The following is a 15,408-nucleotide window of genomic DNA, read 5'->3' as shown; positions in this document are numbered from 1 at the left end:
CGGCGGCTGTCCTTTCGCTCCGGCCGAGGATCCCACGCGTCCACGGCGAACGCGTCTTCGGAAATGCGTTCATGTCGGCGCGCAGCGAAGGCCCGGGCGACGGGTCGGCGAACGTCATGCAGACCGATGCCGGCCGGCGGACCGACCGGCGTGGCACCTGCCGACCCCGCGACGCCCGCCGGGTGACATGGCACGGCGGGCGACGCGAAGTCATTCAATGTAGTCGGTCAGACGCGTAGCGTCAGCGCATTCGTACCCGGGTGAGTTCCCGTACGGCCACCGTCGGCAGCAGGACCGAGATGCCGCCGTGGCTGTGCAGCATGGACATGTCCCGCCACACCCGCTCGAGCCGCTCCCCGTGCCGGACCGAACTCGCGCCGGCGGTGGGCATCAGGTAGTTGGCCACCGCGTCCCAGCAGAGCTGGATCACGTGTCGGCAGATCGCCGAGAGCCGCAGGTCCTCTTCCCTGGTGACCGCTGCGGGGCCACGAACGCAGTTGTCGTGCCACTGCTGGACGCCGTTGAGCAGTGCGGCCTCGGCGGTGCCGATCATCCCGACGGCGTCGCCGTACCAGAACTGGTAGTCGGGATCGTGGTGACGGGCCACGATCGGCGGTACCAGTGTCGTTCTGTCCCGCAGGAGATCCTCGTAGATGTCGAGCGCTCCCCGCGCGATGCCCACGGCCAGGGCCGCGTTACCCAGGTTCGTGAAGGAGAGCGGCCCGCCGCCGTACTCCGGATTGCCGTGCAGGGCCCGGCCCGGCGTGCCGACCGAGACGTCGGCCTCCATGATCTGCACACCGGGGAGGGCAAGGTGGTCGGGGACGGAGGCGTTCTCCATGGTGATGCTGTGCGACCCGCTGCCCCGCAGGCCCAACTGCTGGCCCCAGTCGTCGAGCCGGGTCCACTGGCTACGCGGCGCGAGGAAGAACAGGGGCTTCGGAGGCGCCCCGTCGTCGCCGGAGATCAGGGCGTGTCCCAGGAAATGCGTCGCATAAGGGGAACCGGAGCAGTAGGACCACTTGCCGCTGATTGTCCAGCCGCCGTCGGCGTTGCGCACGGCTGATCCGCTGGGGACGGCGGTGCCGGGGCAGATGAAGTCGCCGACACCGAACACCTCAGATTGCGCCTGCTCGCCGAACATCGTGGCCACGATTTGCGTGTGCATGGCCCCGAGGGTGAACATCCAGCCGGTCGACGGGCATCCGCGCAGCAGGGTCGTGGAGACGCGTACGAAGGTGTCGAGACCGAATTCGTAGCCGCCGTAACGACGGGGCTGAAGAATGCGGTAGAAGCCGTTGCGGGCGAATTTCTCGTGGATGTCCTCGGCGTAGAAGCTACGTTCCTCGACCTCCGCCTGCCGGCTGATGAGCTCGGGGATCATCGCCTCGGCTCTCGCCAGCATCTGCTCCGCGGTGAGATCAGGCTCGGCCGGAGCAGAGAATTCGTGTTCGGCGGTGCTGCTGATTCGTGTCACGGTGCGCGATCCTTTCGGCTGCTGACGGTTCTCCCGTTCAGAGGCAGCGTGTCGGAGTCCAGTCCGCAGACGATCCGTGTCGCCGAGATGGTGCTGGTACCGCTTCGACGGCCTCGTCGAGTGTCCCAAGTCCGTGGTCCTGCCACATCTCTACGATTGCTGATCGACTTCAATGTGTGGGCTGTCCGTAGCGCAGTCCTGAAGGCGCTACTCGATCGACGCCGGCGGTACGTTCCCTCCTATGAGGTCTGGTCTGCCAACCAGTGGACGGAGATGAGGCGGCATGGGTTCCGAGTCCATCCAGGAACAGTTCGCCAGGCAGGTGGCCCGGACACCCGACGCGCCGGCGCTGACCGGGGGGAACACCCGGCTGACCTATCGTCAGCTCGATGAGCGCGCCGACCAGTTGGCGCATCGGCTGATCAGCCTCGGCGTGCGGCCCGGAGAGCCGGTCGCGGTGCTGCTCACGCGTTCGCCCGAGCTGGTGGTGGCGACCCTGGGCGTGCTCAAGGCCGGTGCGGTCTACCTGCCGTTGCACCACGCCCATCCGGTGGAGGCCAAGCAGCGGATCATGGACAACGCCGGCCGCCCGGTGCTGCTGGCCGATGAGGAGACCCGCCGCGCGGGCCTACCGGTCAGCAGGCGGACCGTGCTCGTCGACTCGGCCCCCGCGCGGCAGGAACAGTCGGTCGCCGCCCCGGACATCGACGTACGACCCGACGACGTGGCGTGCATCATCCACACCTCCGGTTCGGAAGGGCTGCCGCGTGGCGTCTGCGTGACACACCGGGGCGTGCTGAGCGTCGCGCTGGACTCGTGCTGGGACACCAGCCCCCAGGACCGGGTGCTCATGGTGGCGCCGTACGCGGCGGCGGTGTCGACCTACGAGATGTGGGTCCCGCTGCTGCGTGGCGGTCACCTGGTCCTGGCACCGCACGGTCGCCTCGACCTGGGCACGCTCCGGCGGCTGATCCGGGACCACGAGATCACCTCCGTCCAGCTCACCAGCGGCCTGTTCCGGGTGATCGCCGACCAGGCGCCGGACTGCCTCGCCACCGTCGGCGAGGTCTCGACCGGTGGTGATGTCATCTCGCCGGGCGCGGTCGAACGGGTGCTGAAGGCATGCCCCGGCATCACGGTGCGTGCCACCTACGGGGCGACCGAGGTCACGTTGTTCGCCACCACCACCACGATGACCGCGCCGTACGTGCCCGCGACGAGGGTGCCGGTCGGCCGCTCGCTGGACAACGGCGAGCTGTACGTGCTCGACGAGCGGCTCCGGCCGGTCGGTCCCGGCCAGGTCGGAGAGCTCTACATCGCGAGCGAGCGCCTGGCCCGTGGCTACCTCGACCGACCGGGCCTGACCGCGGAGCGTTTCGTGGCGAACCGGTTCAGCGGTTCCGGGACGCGCATGTACCGGACCGGCGACCTGGTCCGCTGGGCCACCGAGGACATGATCGAGTTCGTCGGCCGAGCGAACGACCAGGTGAAGATCCGGGGGTTCCGGGTGGGGACCGCCGAGGTCGAGGCCGCTCTCACCGCCTACCCGGAGATCTCCGAGGCGATCGTCGTGGCCCGGCCGACCGAGGACGGCGACCATAGTCTGGTCGGGTACGTCGTCGGCGAGACCGATGCGGTGGACCTCGCGGCGCTGCGCGGGCACGCGGAAAAGGTGCTGCCCGACTACTCGATCCCCGCCGCGTTCGTCGTGCTCGACTCGCTCCCGCTCACCGCGAACGGCAAGGTGGACCGCCGGGCGCTGCCCGAACCGTTGTTCGCCGGCTCGTCGACCCGCCACTCCCCGAGCACTCCCCAGCAGGAGACCCTGTGCGCCGCGTTCGCCAGCGCGCTGGGCGTGGCAGAGGTGGGACTCGACGACAGCTTCTTCGAACTCGGTGGCCAGTCGCTGAACGGGATCCGGCTGGTGCAGACGGTCAACGAGGCACTCGGTGTGGAGCTCACGCTTGACCACCTGTTCGAGCTACCCACCGTCAGCGAGCTGGACCAGTACCTCCTGGAACATGCCGAACCAGTTGATAGGAGCCGGGATGAGCCCCACTAGGACCACAGGTGTCGACGCGCCCGAGACGATCCCGCTGTCGCTGAACCACCAGTTCGTCGACGTATTCGATCACGGCAGTGACGACGGCCCGTTCGGTCCCCGGTACCACGTGGTGGACGCGTGGCGCGTCACGGGCGGGCCGATCGACGTCGCCGCACTGCGCGAAGCCCTGCAGGACGTCGTCAAGCGGCACGAGTCGCTCCGGACGCGCATCGTCGGCACGGCCGGGAACCGACACCAGGAGATCTCGCCACCCGGTCCGGTGAGCGTGGAGATCCGCGACCTTTCGGAGACGCCCGAGGCAGCGCGCGAAGACCGGGCCGACGCGCTGCGCGGGGAGGTCGAGAACGAGACGATCGGCGCGGACGAGACGCCCGCGCTGCGTGTCGTGCTGGGCAGGTTCGACGACCAGGACACGGTCCTGGTGCTGATGATCCATCACATCGTCTCCGACGGCATGTCCATCGAGGTGGTCATCCGCGACCTGGCCAACCGGTACGCGGCGAGGACCGGTCACACCGTCCCGGACCTGCCGGCGGCACCGCAGTTCCGGGAGTTCGCCGACTGGCAGCGCACCGGGGGCGGTGCGGGCACGGAGGCCAAGCGGGAGTACTGGCGTCGCAAGCTGGACGGCGGGCTGTTCTCGGCGCTCCCCACGGACATCCCACGGTCCGCGAACCTTCCCGAGTCGACCGCCGCGCACTGGTTCGTGATCCCGGACGAGGTCTTCTCGAACATCGACCGGCTGGCCAGAACCTACCGCGCCACGCGGTTCATGACGCTGGTCGCGATGTACAAGCTGCTCGTGCACCGGCTGACCGGCGCCACCGACGTCGTCATCGCGACGTTCACGCCGGGGCGTGGCGGGCAACTGTTCGAGAACACCGTCGGCCCGCTCTTCAACTTCCTGCCACTTCGCACCGACCTGGCCGGGTGCGGGTCGTTCGAGGATCTGCTCAAGAGGACCCGGACCACCTGCCTCGAAGCGTTCTCGCACGAGATGCCGACCCTGGAGATCTTCGGGCAGGCTCCGGAGCTGATGCGGACGGCCGCTTCCGACAACGCGGCGGCGGCCGTGTTCCAGGCCGTTCCCGACCAGCAGCAGTACGTCGCGGCACCGGGAGAGCTGAAGTACGGCCGGATACCGCGGATGACGGGTCTCCAGCCGCGGAAGTCCGCCGTGCCGGACGGTGCGCTGTGGACGCTGACCAGGGGGCCGTCGGGTGACGCGTCGGTGTCGCTCTCCTTCAAGCGGAACCTGTTCCACGAGGAGACCATCGCCTCGATGGCCGCGAACTTCGAGGAGATCGCCCGGACCTTCAGCTCCTCGCCGGACGCGCCGCTGAGGCTGAGCTGACGCGGCATCGCGCACCCGACCGCCGAGCGCAGGTCTGCCGAGCCGGCAGGCCTGCGTTCGACCGGCGTGACGACCTCGCCCGCTCGCCGTCGGCCCGGCCCGGCCGGCACCGGAACCCGCCGCCGTCGCCATCCGGTTCGGCAATTCGCGAGATGGAAACGACACCACGGCGGTCATTACCATGACATGGCGGTCGAATGTGGCGTTTCACCACGGCGATTCGACAGGTCTCCTCGGACCCGGCGCGGACGACGCGACCGTATCCGCTCAGCGACACGGAAGGAAAGTCATGACGAACCCGTTCGAGAACGAGGAAGCCAACTACCTGGTGCTGGTCAACGACGAGAACCAGCACTCGCTGTGGCCGGCGGACATCGAGGTGCCCGAGGGCTGGCGCACCGTGGTCGAGGCCAGTTCCCGTCAGACGTGCCTGACGTACGTGGAGGAGAACTGGACCGACATGCGCCCGACCAGCCTCGTCACGGCCACCGAGGCGGCTGGCTGACATCGGGTCGGTGACCACCGGACGTCGCGGCGAACGCGCCGTCGCCGGACGGCGGACCGGGCCGGCGCGCCGTCCGGAACCGGCCGGCCCGCCGGCCCGTCCCCGCCCGCGTCGACCGGGCGGCCGACCCGTTCTGCCGGGCCGTCGGGGACCACGACGGCCCGGTCCGCCCGCACCGCCGGGTACGTGACCACGACGGTGCGGGTCTTCGCCCGGGCCGCCTCGGCGGCGGTCCGGGCCGGCGCACCGGCGTAGCGGAGGGCGGCACCGGCTGCCCGCGCCGCCCACCCGGCCGGCACGGGAGCCGCCGCCGCTCTTCCCGCGCCGACGGACCGGTCGTCGAGGACGACCACACCGGTCGGGTCCGCTACGACCGGTAGCCGGCCCGCCCACCCGCCGGGCTCCGCCCCGCGGATATCCCGCATCGGCGCACGTCAGCGACGTATAGCCGCATCGGTAATCCCGATGGCAAACAAAATTCGGCGGAGCGTCGAGTTCGGACGCCCGGTTCGTCGCTGCTGTCCGGCATTGCCCTGCCGTTTTCTCCACCCTCCCCCGCAAACAGTGGGAATGCGGCATCAACGAGCTGCGCCCATCCGGCGGACAGGGCGTGACACCGGGTTCACACGTCATCGCGTTTTGTCGGACCTGTCTGGACACCTCAGGTTGCGGATCCGCACGGCTTTCTGTTTCGGGCCTTGAATCGGAGATCCACGTCGTGCATGATCACCGCGAATGTGCGACGCGCCCACCCGGCGGACAGTCGGGCTAATTCCGCATGCGTGAGGAAGGCCCAGCAGTGTGTGGTTAGTCAAAAGTGGATCGATGATTATCGACCCGGAGCTGGTGGGCCACAAGTTCGCCAGGCAGGCCGAGCTGGCCCGGGACGGATTTCCCGTACCGCCGTTGCTGTGTGTGCCCGCGACCGTATTCGACCAGGTCGTCGGCCCTGTCCTGACCGATGCCCGAGCCGTGTCGACCGAGTCGACGGCGGCGCTGCTCACGCGCGCGGAAGAGCTTCGGCGGAGAGTCCGGAACCTGACAATTCCATCAGAGCTTCTCGATGAAATAGGCACGCACTTCGACGAGATCGCCGGACCGGATGAACTGGTGGCGGTGCGTGCGTGCGCGGTGCCTCGACCGAATCAGCAGGAGTCGGGCGAAGATTCGGCGGAGGATCCGTTCGCCGGGCTCAGTGACAGTTTCCTGTACGTTGGGCGGGCCGGAGTCACCGAACGACTCGTCGCCTGCTGGGCGTCCGCGTTCAACCCGGAAGCAGTGCTCTACCGCGCCCGCCGGGGCCACGCCCCGTTCGCCGCGCGAATCGCGGTCGGGATTCAACGAATGGCCATGGGCACCCGGTCATTCGTCGCGTTCACCCGCGATCCACGCGACGGCGCGGCGCGGCTGGTGATCGCCGCCGCATATGGCATCGGCGAAGGGGTGGTCCAGGAGAAAGCCGATGTCGACCACTTTTTCGTGGACCCGGCGACCGGCGCGGTCGAGCCCCACGTGACGGTCAAGACCAGGTCGGTCGGGTGGGACCCGGCCCGTCACGACCAGGGGCCCGTCGACCTACCGGTACCCCCGGAACTGGCCACCGAGCCGGTGCTCACGGACGCCGACCTGGCGGCGATCGCGGAGCTGGCGGGACGGGTCGAGGCCCGCTTCCACGCGCCACAGGACATCGAGGGCACGATCACCGGGGACGGCGCGATCCACCTGGTCCAGGCGCGGCCGGTCGCGACACCGGAACACACCCCGGACCAGGCGGCAACCCCGGCACTGCTCTGGGACAACAACAACGTCACCGAGAGCTTCCCGGGCATCAGCTGCGCACTGACCTACTCCGTGGCCCGGGAACTGTACGAGGTCGGGTTCACCGACCTCTACCGGCGGATGGGCGTGCCCGCCCGCACCCTGCGGCGCGAGCGACCGACCCTGCGGCGGATGATCGGGCACCTCGACGGCCGGATCTACTACCAACTCGACTGCTGGTACCACCTGCACAGCATGATCCGGTGCTTCCGCCCTCTCTGGTCCACCTGGGAACGGTCCCTCGGGCTGGCCGCGACCGGCACCGGACGCGACGGGACGACGGCCCGGCGCGACGGCGCGCCGGGCGGGCGGCGCGGCTCCCGACTCACCGACGCACTCGACGTGCTGGAGATCCTCGCCCGGCTGGTCGTGCACCCGTGGCGGGTCCGCCGCTTCCTCCGCTGGTGGGACGGACACCACGCGGGCCTCGCCGACGTGGCGGCCAGGCGTCCGCGCGAGATGGTCGACGCCTACCGGACGCTGTGGGTGCAGGTGAGCCGCCGGTGGGGGGTCACCCTGGTCAACGGGATCTTCCTGTTCACCGCGACCCGGGCGACCGACGGGCTGCTGCGCCGGTGGGTGCCGGGAGCGGACCGCAGCCTGCTCAACGGGCTGCTGTGCGGCGGTCCGGAGAACCGCTCCACCGCCGCGCTGCACTCGGCGATCGCCCTGGCGGCGACCGCCGCCGAGGACCCGGACACGCAGGCGGCGCTGCGGTCCGGCGCGGACCCGGGGCAGGTCTGGGACGACCTGGTCGCCGGCCGCCACGGCGCACGGTTCCTGGCGGCGCTGCGCGAACACCTCCGCCACCACGGCGACCGGGGCATGCACGACCTCAAGCTGGAGACGCCCGCCCCACGGGACGAGCCGTGGAGCGTCCTCCAGCCGGTGCGGGCCTACCTGACCCGGGGACTCACCGTGGCGGCCAGCCGCGCCGCCGGGCGTCAGGCGCACGAGCAGGCGGTACGCGAGCTGCGCGAGCGGTGCCGGAACCCGGTGAAACGCGCCGTGCTGCGGGGCCTGGGCCGAACCATGCGTGCGTTGATCAACGTTCGGGAGGACACCCGGTTCTGCCGGAGCCAGCTCTTCGGCGACTCCCGGGTGCTGCTCATGCGCCTCGGTGCGGAGCTGGCCGCGCAGGGCCGCCTGGACCGGCCGGGCGACGTCGTCGACCTCACCGTCGACGAGGTGCTGGGCGCCTTCGACGGCACCCTCGCCGGCGCGGACCTGCGCGGGCTGGCCGCGGTCCGGGCCGCCGAGCGGGCCCGCTGGACGGACACCGACCCGCTGCCCACCCGGCTGCGCACCGATCCCGACCTGCCGCTCGCGGTGGCCCTGGCCGGCGTGCGCGCCACCGGCGGCGCTGCCGCGTCCGGGCCCGGCACACCCGTCGGACCGGACACGGACGTCCTCACCGGACTGGCCTCCAGCTCCGGCGTCGTCCGCGGCCCGGCCAAGATCGTGCTCGAACCGTCGATCGACGCCGAGCAGTGCCGCGACCACATCCTGATCGCCCGGGAGACCGACCCCGGCTGGCTGTACCTGATGCTCTCGGCCAAGGCGCTGGTGGTGGAACGGGGCACCCTGCTGTCGCACACCGCCATCACCGGACGCATGCTCGGCATCCCCACCGTGGTGGCGGTGGACCGGGCCACCGCCCGGATCACCGACGGCAGCCTCATCGAGGTGGACGGCACGGCCGGCACGGTGCGGATCCTGGACGGAGTCCGGTGACCGGCCGCTGGGGGCGGTACGTGGCCGCCGCGTACCCGCCGGCGGTCCACCTGCCGTTCATGCTCTCCTGGGCGATCGGCCTGACCGCCCTCTTCGCGGCGGTCACCGAGGTGCCACGCTGGCGTCCCGACGGCGGGCTCGCCGTCACCGCGGTCACGCTGGTGGTCGGCATGCTGCTGCTGCGGGCCATGGACGACATCCGGGACCACGAGTACGACCGCCGGCACCACCCCCACCGGCCGTTGCCCGCCGGTGTGGTCCGGGAGCGGGACCTGATGCTCCTCGTCGCCCTCGGCGCCGCCGCCCTGCTGCTGCTCAACGCCGGCCGGGGCGTGGTCCTGGCCGCGCTGGCCGGGCAACTCGGCTACGCGGCCGTGGTGATCACCCTGGACCGGGTGTACGGCTGGCCCTCCGGCGACCGGCTGGCCCTGCACCTCGCCGTGAACCTGCCGATCCAGCCGCTGCTCAGCATCTACGTGTACGCCGGCTTCCTGCACGCCCAGGGGCGGCGGCCGGACCTGGCCGGGGTGCTCGCCATCGTGGCGGTCACCCTCAGCGGGGTGTGCCTGGAGTTCGGCCGCAAGGCCACCCGCCGGCCCCGGGCCGGAGAGCGGACGTACAGCACGGTCCTCGGTCCGTGGGGGACCACGGCCGTCGCGCTCGGCGCCGCGGTCCTCGCCACCGGCATCGTGTTGGGACTGCTGCGGCCGTGGCAGTCCGGCGCCGGGCACGCCTGGGGCTGGCTGGCGCTGGCGCCGCTGGCGTTGCCGGTGGCCGCGGCGTCCCGGTTCGTCGCCGGCGCGCCCCGCTGGCCGGTGGGCCCCACCATCGCCTACATCCCGGTGATGTACGCGAGCTATCTCGCAGTCGGGTGGCTGACGAAGGGAGCATCAGCGTGATCCGCTCCGACGGCACCGGGTTCTGGGCACTGCTCGGGCCGGACCTCGCCGGCAAGTCCACGGTGTTGCGCCGCCTGCACGACGAGCACGGCTGGCGGGTCATCTCCTACGACGAGCGGTACCTCGGGCCGTACCCGCTGATCCGTCAGCTACGCAGCAGCTGGATCACCGACGCGTTCGGGTGGGCCGGCAAGCGCTACTCCCCGGAACTCGTGGTGTCGGTGCTGAACCCGATCGTGCTGTACTTCCGTGAGGAACTGGCGCGGGCCGCCGGCGCGGACCGGGTCGTCATCGACTCGTACTACTACAAGCTTCTGGTCAAGTGCCGCCTGCTCGGTGTGGAGCACACCCCCACGTTCGACTACTGGCGTTCGTTCCCGCAGCCCGGCCGGGTCCTCTACCTGGACGTGCCGGCGGAGACGGCCTGGGCGCGCAGCGGCGACGGCACCCGGGTCAACCGGTTCGAGCACTACGGACCGACCGTCGGCCGAGCGGATTTCGTCCGCCTGCAGACGGACCTGCGCGCGGCGCTCCTGGCCGAGGTCCGCGACCTGCCGGTGCGGATCGTCGACGGCGCGGCGCCGCCGGACGAGGTGGTCGCGGCGGTCCTGACGACGATGCGTGAGCCCGCGGTGGCCATGGCGGGCAGCCGGGCGGTGGGCCGGTGAGCACCCCGGTGGACCTCGACGGACCACCGTCGCAGAACCGGTTGGCCGAACTCCTCGCCGCCCGCGCCGCCTGGGTGGGCCACGAGCCGCACCGGCCGGCGGACGACACCGGCGGTTGCACCGTGCTGGTGCTGCTGCGCAGCGTCGACCTCGACGACCTGGTACGCGGCGCCCGGCGCTTCGCCGCCGGGCTGTCCGACGGGGAGGCGGACGCCTGGCGCCGGTCCTGGACCCGGACCCGGTTCCTGTTCGGCAACCCCGCCAACCTCACCGCCCGGACCCCGGCCCGGGTCGTCGCCCCGGCGGGCAGCGCGGCCTGGTTGGGTCCCTTCCCGGCGGGCCGGTTACCGGGGCTGAGCCGACTGCTCAAGCCGGTGACCGGGGTGCTGCCGCCCCTGCCGGAGCGGATCGACCTCCCAGCGGTCGAGCCGGCCGCCGCACCGGCACCGGCCCGCGCCCACCGGGAACTGCACCTGGCCGTCCGGTCGCTGACCCTGGCCGAGTACCTCGTGCACCTGCACCACACCCTGGCCGAGTCGGTCCTGCGCGGCGCCCTGCACCCCGACGAGCCACTGCGCCTGATCCACCGGACGGACCTCGACGCCCGACTGGTCCGCACCGAGCCCGGCTACGCGCGGGTCCACCACGCCCGCCGCGACTCCCCGGCACTTCGCCTGTTCGCCTGGCTCTCACCGGAGCCGGGCGGCCGTGCGCCCGACCGAATGATGAGGACACACATGGATGCACCGGACTTCACCGAGGCCGACCTCTCCCGCCTGGCGTTGTCCGCGCGGTTGCAGGCGCTGTCCGAGGCGCTGCGCCTGGCGGTCGCCACCCCCGACGGGGAGGAGCCGCTGGCCCCGAGGCTGTGGAGCCTGCTCGGCACCGAGGTCCCCGAACTGCACGACGCGATCGTCGGCTACCTGCGCAGCACCGGCGGGTCCTGGCAGGACGTGGCCCGCCTGAGCGGCCTGACCGGCGAGCAGGCACGGGACCGCTGGGCCGACGCGGCGACCCCGCACCTCACCGATCCGGCCGCGACCGCCGCCGAACTCGACGCCTGGTACAGCCGGCACGCGCAGCTGGAGCCACTGGCCCGGGTCCGCGACCCGTTCACCCGGCTGCTCAGCGGGCGCACGCCGCAGGAGCGCCAGTGCCTCGTCTGCGCCAAGTACGCCGGCCTGCCGGTGCCCGCCTGGGCCGGCTTCCCGACACCGCCCGGCGGACACCTCGTGGACGACGGAACGTGGCGGGTGGGCCACGGGCCCACGCCGTACTGGCCGCTCGGCACCCTGCTCATCGAGTCCCGCCGGCACTTCCTCGACTACGCCGACTTCACCGACGAGGAGGCGGCCGGCATCGGCGCCCTGGTGCGGCGGTTCACCGGCCCGCTCAAGGAGGTGACCGGGGCGCCCCGGATCCACATCTTCTCCTGCATGGAGGGCACCGAACACTTCCACCTGTGGATGGTGCCCCGCACCGTCGGCGGCGTGGCCGGCCGTACCTTCATCGCCGACCCCGGCTACTGCACGCCGGTGGAGGCCGAGGAGGTGGTCGGTCGCCTCCGGAAGGCGCTGGAGGAGTCGGCGGCGGACCGATGACCCACCCGCTCCCGACCGGGGCCGGGTCGCGGATCCTGCTGGCGCCGGTCACGGTCAGCCCCACCAAGCCGTTGACGCCGACCCACCTGAAGTACCTGCTGTCCCTGGACGTGATCGTCCGGGTCAGCGCGCTCTTCGCCGACGTGACAGTCGCGTACCAGCACGGCGCGTACGCGGGCAGCCAGCAGGTGGCGGGGTTCTGGGACTACCTCGACCGGCACCGTCCCGGGACGGCGTACACCGGTCTGGGCGAGGTCGAGATCGGCGAGCTGTACGTCGCGTACCACCAGACGCCGCGGCTGCCGTTCGCCGCGATCGAACCGACGGTACGGCGTGCCGAGGCCGGCTGGCTCCACCCGGCCAGCGCCCGTCTCCTGGACATCTGGCAGGACCACTACGACCTGTTGGGGATGTTCGACCCGGAGCTCGGCCGGCACGGCCCCGAGCTGATGGGCGAGGCCGACCTGCTCGACCTGCTCGTCCGCCGGAACCTCTGCATCGACGGCCGTCCGCTGGGCGCTCCGGTGTACCTGGACGCGACCTCGGCGGGCCACTCGCTGCGGGTCGTCCTCGGCGCGGACGGGCAACCCAACTACCTGCTCTACCTGCTGCGGGAACTGGTGCCGCTGCTGGCCGACCACGACCTGGTGGTGCTGGCCCACGACGAACAGCTCCGCACCGACTACCAGACGGTGAGCCAGATCCTCACCGCGCTCGGCGCCCGCGTGGTCCGGTTCGAGGTGCCCCGGGTGCCGATCGACGGCGTCGCACAGTCGAGCCGTCTCGGCGGATGGCAGGGGTACACCCTGGACGCCATCGCCGACCGGTTCGTCGACGAGTACGGCGTCGACGCGTTCCGGCTCGGCCTGCGGCTGTACCTGATCGCCGGGCTCGGGCGCACCGCCCGGGAGAGCTACTCGGCACTCCAGCTCAGGCGGTGGATCCGCCGCGCGCAGCGGCTGCTCGACACCCACGCCGGTCGGGACGAGCAGGGCACGACCGGGGGGCCGGTCCCGGCCGGGCTGTGGGGCGCGCTGACCGCCCGGCGCGGCTACGCGGACCCGTACCGGGTGGCCACCACGCTGATGAGCCGGCAACCCACCGTGCCGGTGGGCGCGCTGCTGGACGCGGTGACCGGCCCGGTCCGCACCCGGGCGACAGTGGGCGGTGGGCGATGACCGGGGTGGCGGTGGCGACCGCCGACCGGGAGCTTCTGGTCGCCGCGGAGTCGCTGGACTTCGCGCGTACAGTCGACCGGTCCGTGCTGCACCGGCGGAACCTGACCGAGGTGTTCCTGACCGACGTCCGGCCGGTGGGCCCGCACGGCTTCGTCGCGGCGGCCCTGCTGCCGGCCGTCCACCCGTACTACACCGGGCACACCGGGGCGGCCAACCGGCTGCTCGACCCGGTGCTGCTGGTCGAGTGCTGCCGGCAGGCCGAGACGTACGCCGCCCACGTGCTCTTCGACGTCGAGCCGCAGGCGGCCTTCGTGCTCCGGGGCTGGTCCGCCGAGCTGTTCCGGCCCGGGTTCGGGGCGGCGCTGTCGGACCCGGCGTCCGGCCCGACCGAACTGCGGATGACGGTGACCACCGGTGCCCCCCGCCGGGTCGGGGGCCGGGTGCGGGGGCTGGACTACGAGTTCACCCTCCGGATCGCGGGCCACCGGATCGGCGTGGTCCGCATGGCGGTCGGCTACCTGGCCCCGGACGCGTACACGGTGGTCCGGTCCCGGGGGCGCGGCGGGCCGCCGCCGAGGTCGTCCCGACTGGACCCGGCGGGCGACGCCGGCGAGCTGACCGCGCCGCACCGCGTCGGCCGCTGCCGCGCCACCGACACCGTGCTGCTGGACGTGCGGACCGCCGAACGGGCGGTGACCGCCGGCCTGCGGGTGCCCGTGGAGAACATCAGCTTCTTCGACCACGACCACGACCACGTGCCGGGAATGGTGCTCCTGGAGGCCGCGCGGCAGCTCGCCACGCTGGCGACGGCGCAGTGGGGCGGCGGCGCGGCGCACCGCACCGTCATGTGCCGGATGACCGCGTCGTTCTCGGCCTACGCGGAACTCGACCGACCGGTCGCGCTGACGGCGGTACCGGCCGGGGCCGACGGACCGGCGGCGGACCCGGGCGGGGCCGCGGAGGCGTCCCGACCGGTCGACGTGACGTTCCACCAGGGCGGTGCCGAGATCGCGCGGATGGGTCTCACCATGGCGCTCGACGCCGACACCGCCCCCTCGACCACGGACCGGGGGCAGGTGTGACGCGGCGGGCGGCGGTGGTCGCCGGGCTGGGCGCGTGGGTGCCCCCGAGGATCGTGACCAACGGGGAACTCGCGGCGTGCCTGGGCGTGGACGAGGACTGGATCGTCACCCGCACCGGCGTCCGGCAACGCCACGTCATCGCGCCGGGCGAGGCCACCAGCGACCTCGCGGTCGAGGCGGGCCGGCGGGCCCTGGCGTCGGCCGGCGCGGCCGGCGCCGACGTGGTCGTGGTCGCGACCAGCACACCGGACCGGCCCTGCCCGGCGACCGCGCCCGAGGTGGCCAGCCGACTCGGCCTGGCCGGCGTGGCGGCGTTCGACGTCGCGGCGGTCTGCGCGGGGTTCGTGTACGCCCTGGCGACCGGGGCGGGCCTGATCGCCACCGGCACCGCGACGAGTGTGCTGGTCATCGGCGCGGACACGTTCTCCACGATCCTCGACCCGGACGACCGGACGACCCGGGCCGTCTTCGGCGACGGGGCGGGAGCGGTGCTGCTGCGCAGCGGCACCGCCGACGAGCCGGGCGCCCTGCACGGGTTGAGCCTGGGCAGCGACGGCGGCCGGAGCGAGCTCATCCAGGTGCGCGCGGGCGGATCTCGCCAGCGCTCCACCGGCCTGCCGGTCAAGCCGGAGGACACCTACTTCGAGATGCAGGGGCGGGCGGCGTTCGCCGAGGCGGTACGCCACATGTCGGCCTCGATCGGACGCACCACCGAACTGGCCGGCTGGGCGTCGGCCGACGTCGACCGGTTCGTGCTGCACCAGGCCAACCTGCGGATCATCGCCGCCGTCGCCACCCGGCTCGGACAGCCGGTGGACCGGTTCGTCACCAACATCGACCGGGTGGGCAACACGGTGGCCGCGTCCATCCCCCTGGCACTGGCCGACGGTGTCGCCGCCGGCGCCGTGCGACCCGGGCACCGGGTGGTGCTCGCCAGCTTCGGGGGCGGACTCACCTGGGGGTCGGTGGCGCTCGTCTGGCCGGAGTGCCGGGCGGTACGACCTGGCGGAACTGACAAGAGCTAGCG

The 15,408-nt window shown here is 72.2% G+C and carries 11 protein-coding genes; 10 read left to right on the top strand and 1 reads right to left on the bottom strand.

Annotation, left to right across the window (positions count from 1 at the left end; all coding sequences use genetic code 11):
• Nucleotides 1-241 precede the first annotated feature (241 nt).
• Entirely contained in the window at nt 242-1,384 is a 1,143-nt protein-coding gene (locus tag VKK44_RS09890; protein WP_458351659.1) for an acyl-CoA dehydrogenase family protein, read from the bottom strand.
• A 376-nt stretch (nt 1,385-1,760) separates the two neighbouring features.
• Here VKK44_RS09890 and VKK44_RS09885 point away from each other — a divergent pair, with 376 nt between their 5' ends.
• The 10 genes from VKK44_RS09885 to VKK44_RS09840 all read left to right on the top strand — a co-directional run bounded on the left by VKK44_RS09885 (nt 1,761) and on the right by VKK44_RS09840 (nt 15,406).
• On the top strand, nt 1,761-3,539 hold the full coding sequence (locus VKK44_RS09885; RefSeq protein ID WP_343446575.1) for a non-ribosomal peptide synthetase: 1,779 nt from the start codon (nt 1,761-1,763) through the stop codon (nt 3,537-3,539).
• On the top strand, nt 3,526-4,896 hold the full coding sequence (locus VKK44_RS09880) for a condensation domain-containing protein (protein WP_343446574.1): 1,371 nt from the start codon (nt 3,526-3,528) through the stop codon (nt 4,894-4,896). Before VKK44_RS09885 ends, VKK44_RS09880 begins: the two co-directional genes overlap by 14 nt.
• A gap of 289 nt (nt 4,897-5,185) precedes the next feature.
• Nucleotides 5,186-5,401: an MbtH family protein gene (locus tag VKK44_RS09875; RefSeq protein ID WP_343446573.1), complete on the top strand. Its 216-nt coding sequence runs from the start codon at nt 5,186-5,188 to the stop codon at nt 5,399-5,401.
• 825 nt (nt 5,402-6,226) lie between these two features.
• Nucleotides 6,227-8,953: a PEP/pyruvate-binding domain-containing protein gene (locus VKK44_RS09870; RefSeq protein ID WP_343446572.1), complete on the top strand. Its 2,727-nt coding sequence runs from the start codon at nt 6,227-6,229 to the stop codon at nt 8,951-8,953.
• Nucleotides 8,950-9,852, top strand: a complete 903-nt coding sequence (locus VKK44_RS09865) for a UbiA family prenyltransferase (protein WP_343446571.1) — start codon at nt 8,950-8,952, stop codon at nt 9,850-9,852. Before VKK44_RS09870 ends, VKK44_RS09865 begins: the two co-directional genes overlap by 4 nt.
• The gene (locus VKK44_RS09860) at nt 9,849-10,520 is read left to right on the top strand and encodes a dTMP kinase (protein WP_343446570.1); all 672 of its coding nucleotides are present in this window, start codon (nt 9,849-9,851) and stop codon (nt 10,518-10,520) included. Before VKK44_RS09865 ends, VKK44_RS09860 begins: the two co-directional genes overlap by 4 nt.
• Entirely contained in the window at nt 10,517-12,121 is a 1,605-nt protein-coding gene (locus VKK44_RS09855; protein ID WP_343446569.1) for a DUF6182 family protein, read from the top strand. Before VKK44_RS09860 ends, VKK44_RS09855 begins: the two co-directional genes overlap by 4 nt.
• Complete coding sequence (locus VKK44_RS09850; RefSeq protein ID WP_343446568.1) at nt 12,118-13,299, top strand: hypothetical protein; 1,182 nt, start codon at nt 12,118-12,120, stop codon at nt 13,297-13,299. The genes VKK44_RS09855 and VKK44_RS09850 overlap by 4 nt, the downstream gene beginning before the upstream one ends.
• On the top strand, nt 13,296-14,381 hold the full coding sequence (locus tag VKK44_RS09845) for an AfsA-related hotdog domain-containing protein (RefSeq protein ID WP_343446567.1): 1,086 nt from the start codon (nt 13,296-13,298) through the stop codon (nt 14,379-14,381). The genes VKK44_RS09850 and VKK44_RS09845 overlap by 4 nt, the downstream gene beginning before the upstream one ends.
• On the top strand, nt 14,378-15,406 hold the full coding sequence (locus VKK44_RS09840) for a beta-ketoacyl-ACP synthase III (protein WP_343446566.1): 1,029 nt from the start codon (nt 14,378-14,380) through the stop codon (nt 15,404-15,406). Before VKK44_RS09845 ends, VKK44_RS09840 begins: the two co-directional genes overlap by 4 nt.
• The last annotated feature ends 2 nt before the right edge of the window (nt 15,407-15,408 follow it).

The sequence above is a fragment of the Micromonospora sp. DSM 45708 genome (assembly GCF_039566955.1).
GTDB lineage: Bacteria > Actinomycetota > Actinomycetes > Mycobacteriales > Micromonosporaceae > Micromonospora.
The sequence above is the reverse complement of the archived record's forward strand: the minus strand, read 5'-3'. Positions and strand labels throughout refer to the sequence as shown.

Coding starts and splice junctions, on each gene's coding strand:
- VKK44_RS09890 (WP_458351659.1), bottom strand. CDS start 1,384: ATGATCCCCGAGCTCATCAGCCGGCAGGCGGAGGTCGAGGAACGTAGC.
- VKK44_RS09885 (WP_343446575.1), top strand. CDS start 1,761: ATGGGTTCCGAGTCCATCCAGGAACAGTTCGCCAGGCAGGTGGCCCGG.
- VKK44_RS09880 (WP_343446574.1), top strand. CDS start 3,526: ATGAGCCCCACTAGGACCACAGGTGTCGACGCGCCCGAGACGATCCCG.
- VKK44_RS09875 (WP_343446573.1), top strand. CDS start 5,186: ATGACGAACCCGTTCGAGAACGAGGAAGCCAACTACCTGGTGCTGGTC.
- VKK44_RS09870 (WP_343446572.1), top strand. CDS start 6,227: ATGATTATCGACCCGGAGCTGGTGGGCCACAAGTTCGCCAGGCAGGCC.
- VKK44_RS09850 (WP_343446568.1), top strand. CDS start 12,118: ATGACCCACCCGCTCCCGACCGGGGCCGGGTCGCGGATCCTGCTGGCG.
- VKK44_RS09845 (WP_343446567.1), top strand. CDS start 13,296: ATGACCGGGGTGGCGGTGGCGACCGCCGACCGGGAGCTTCTGGTCGCC.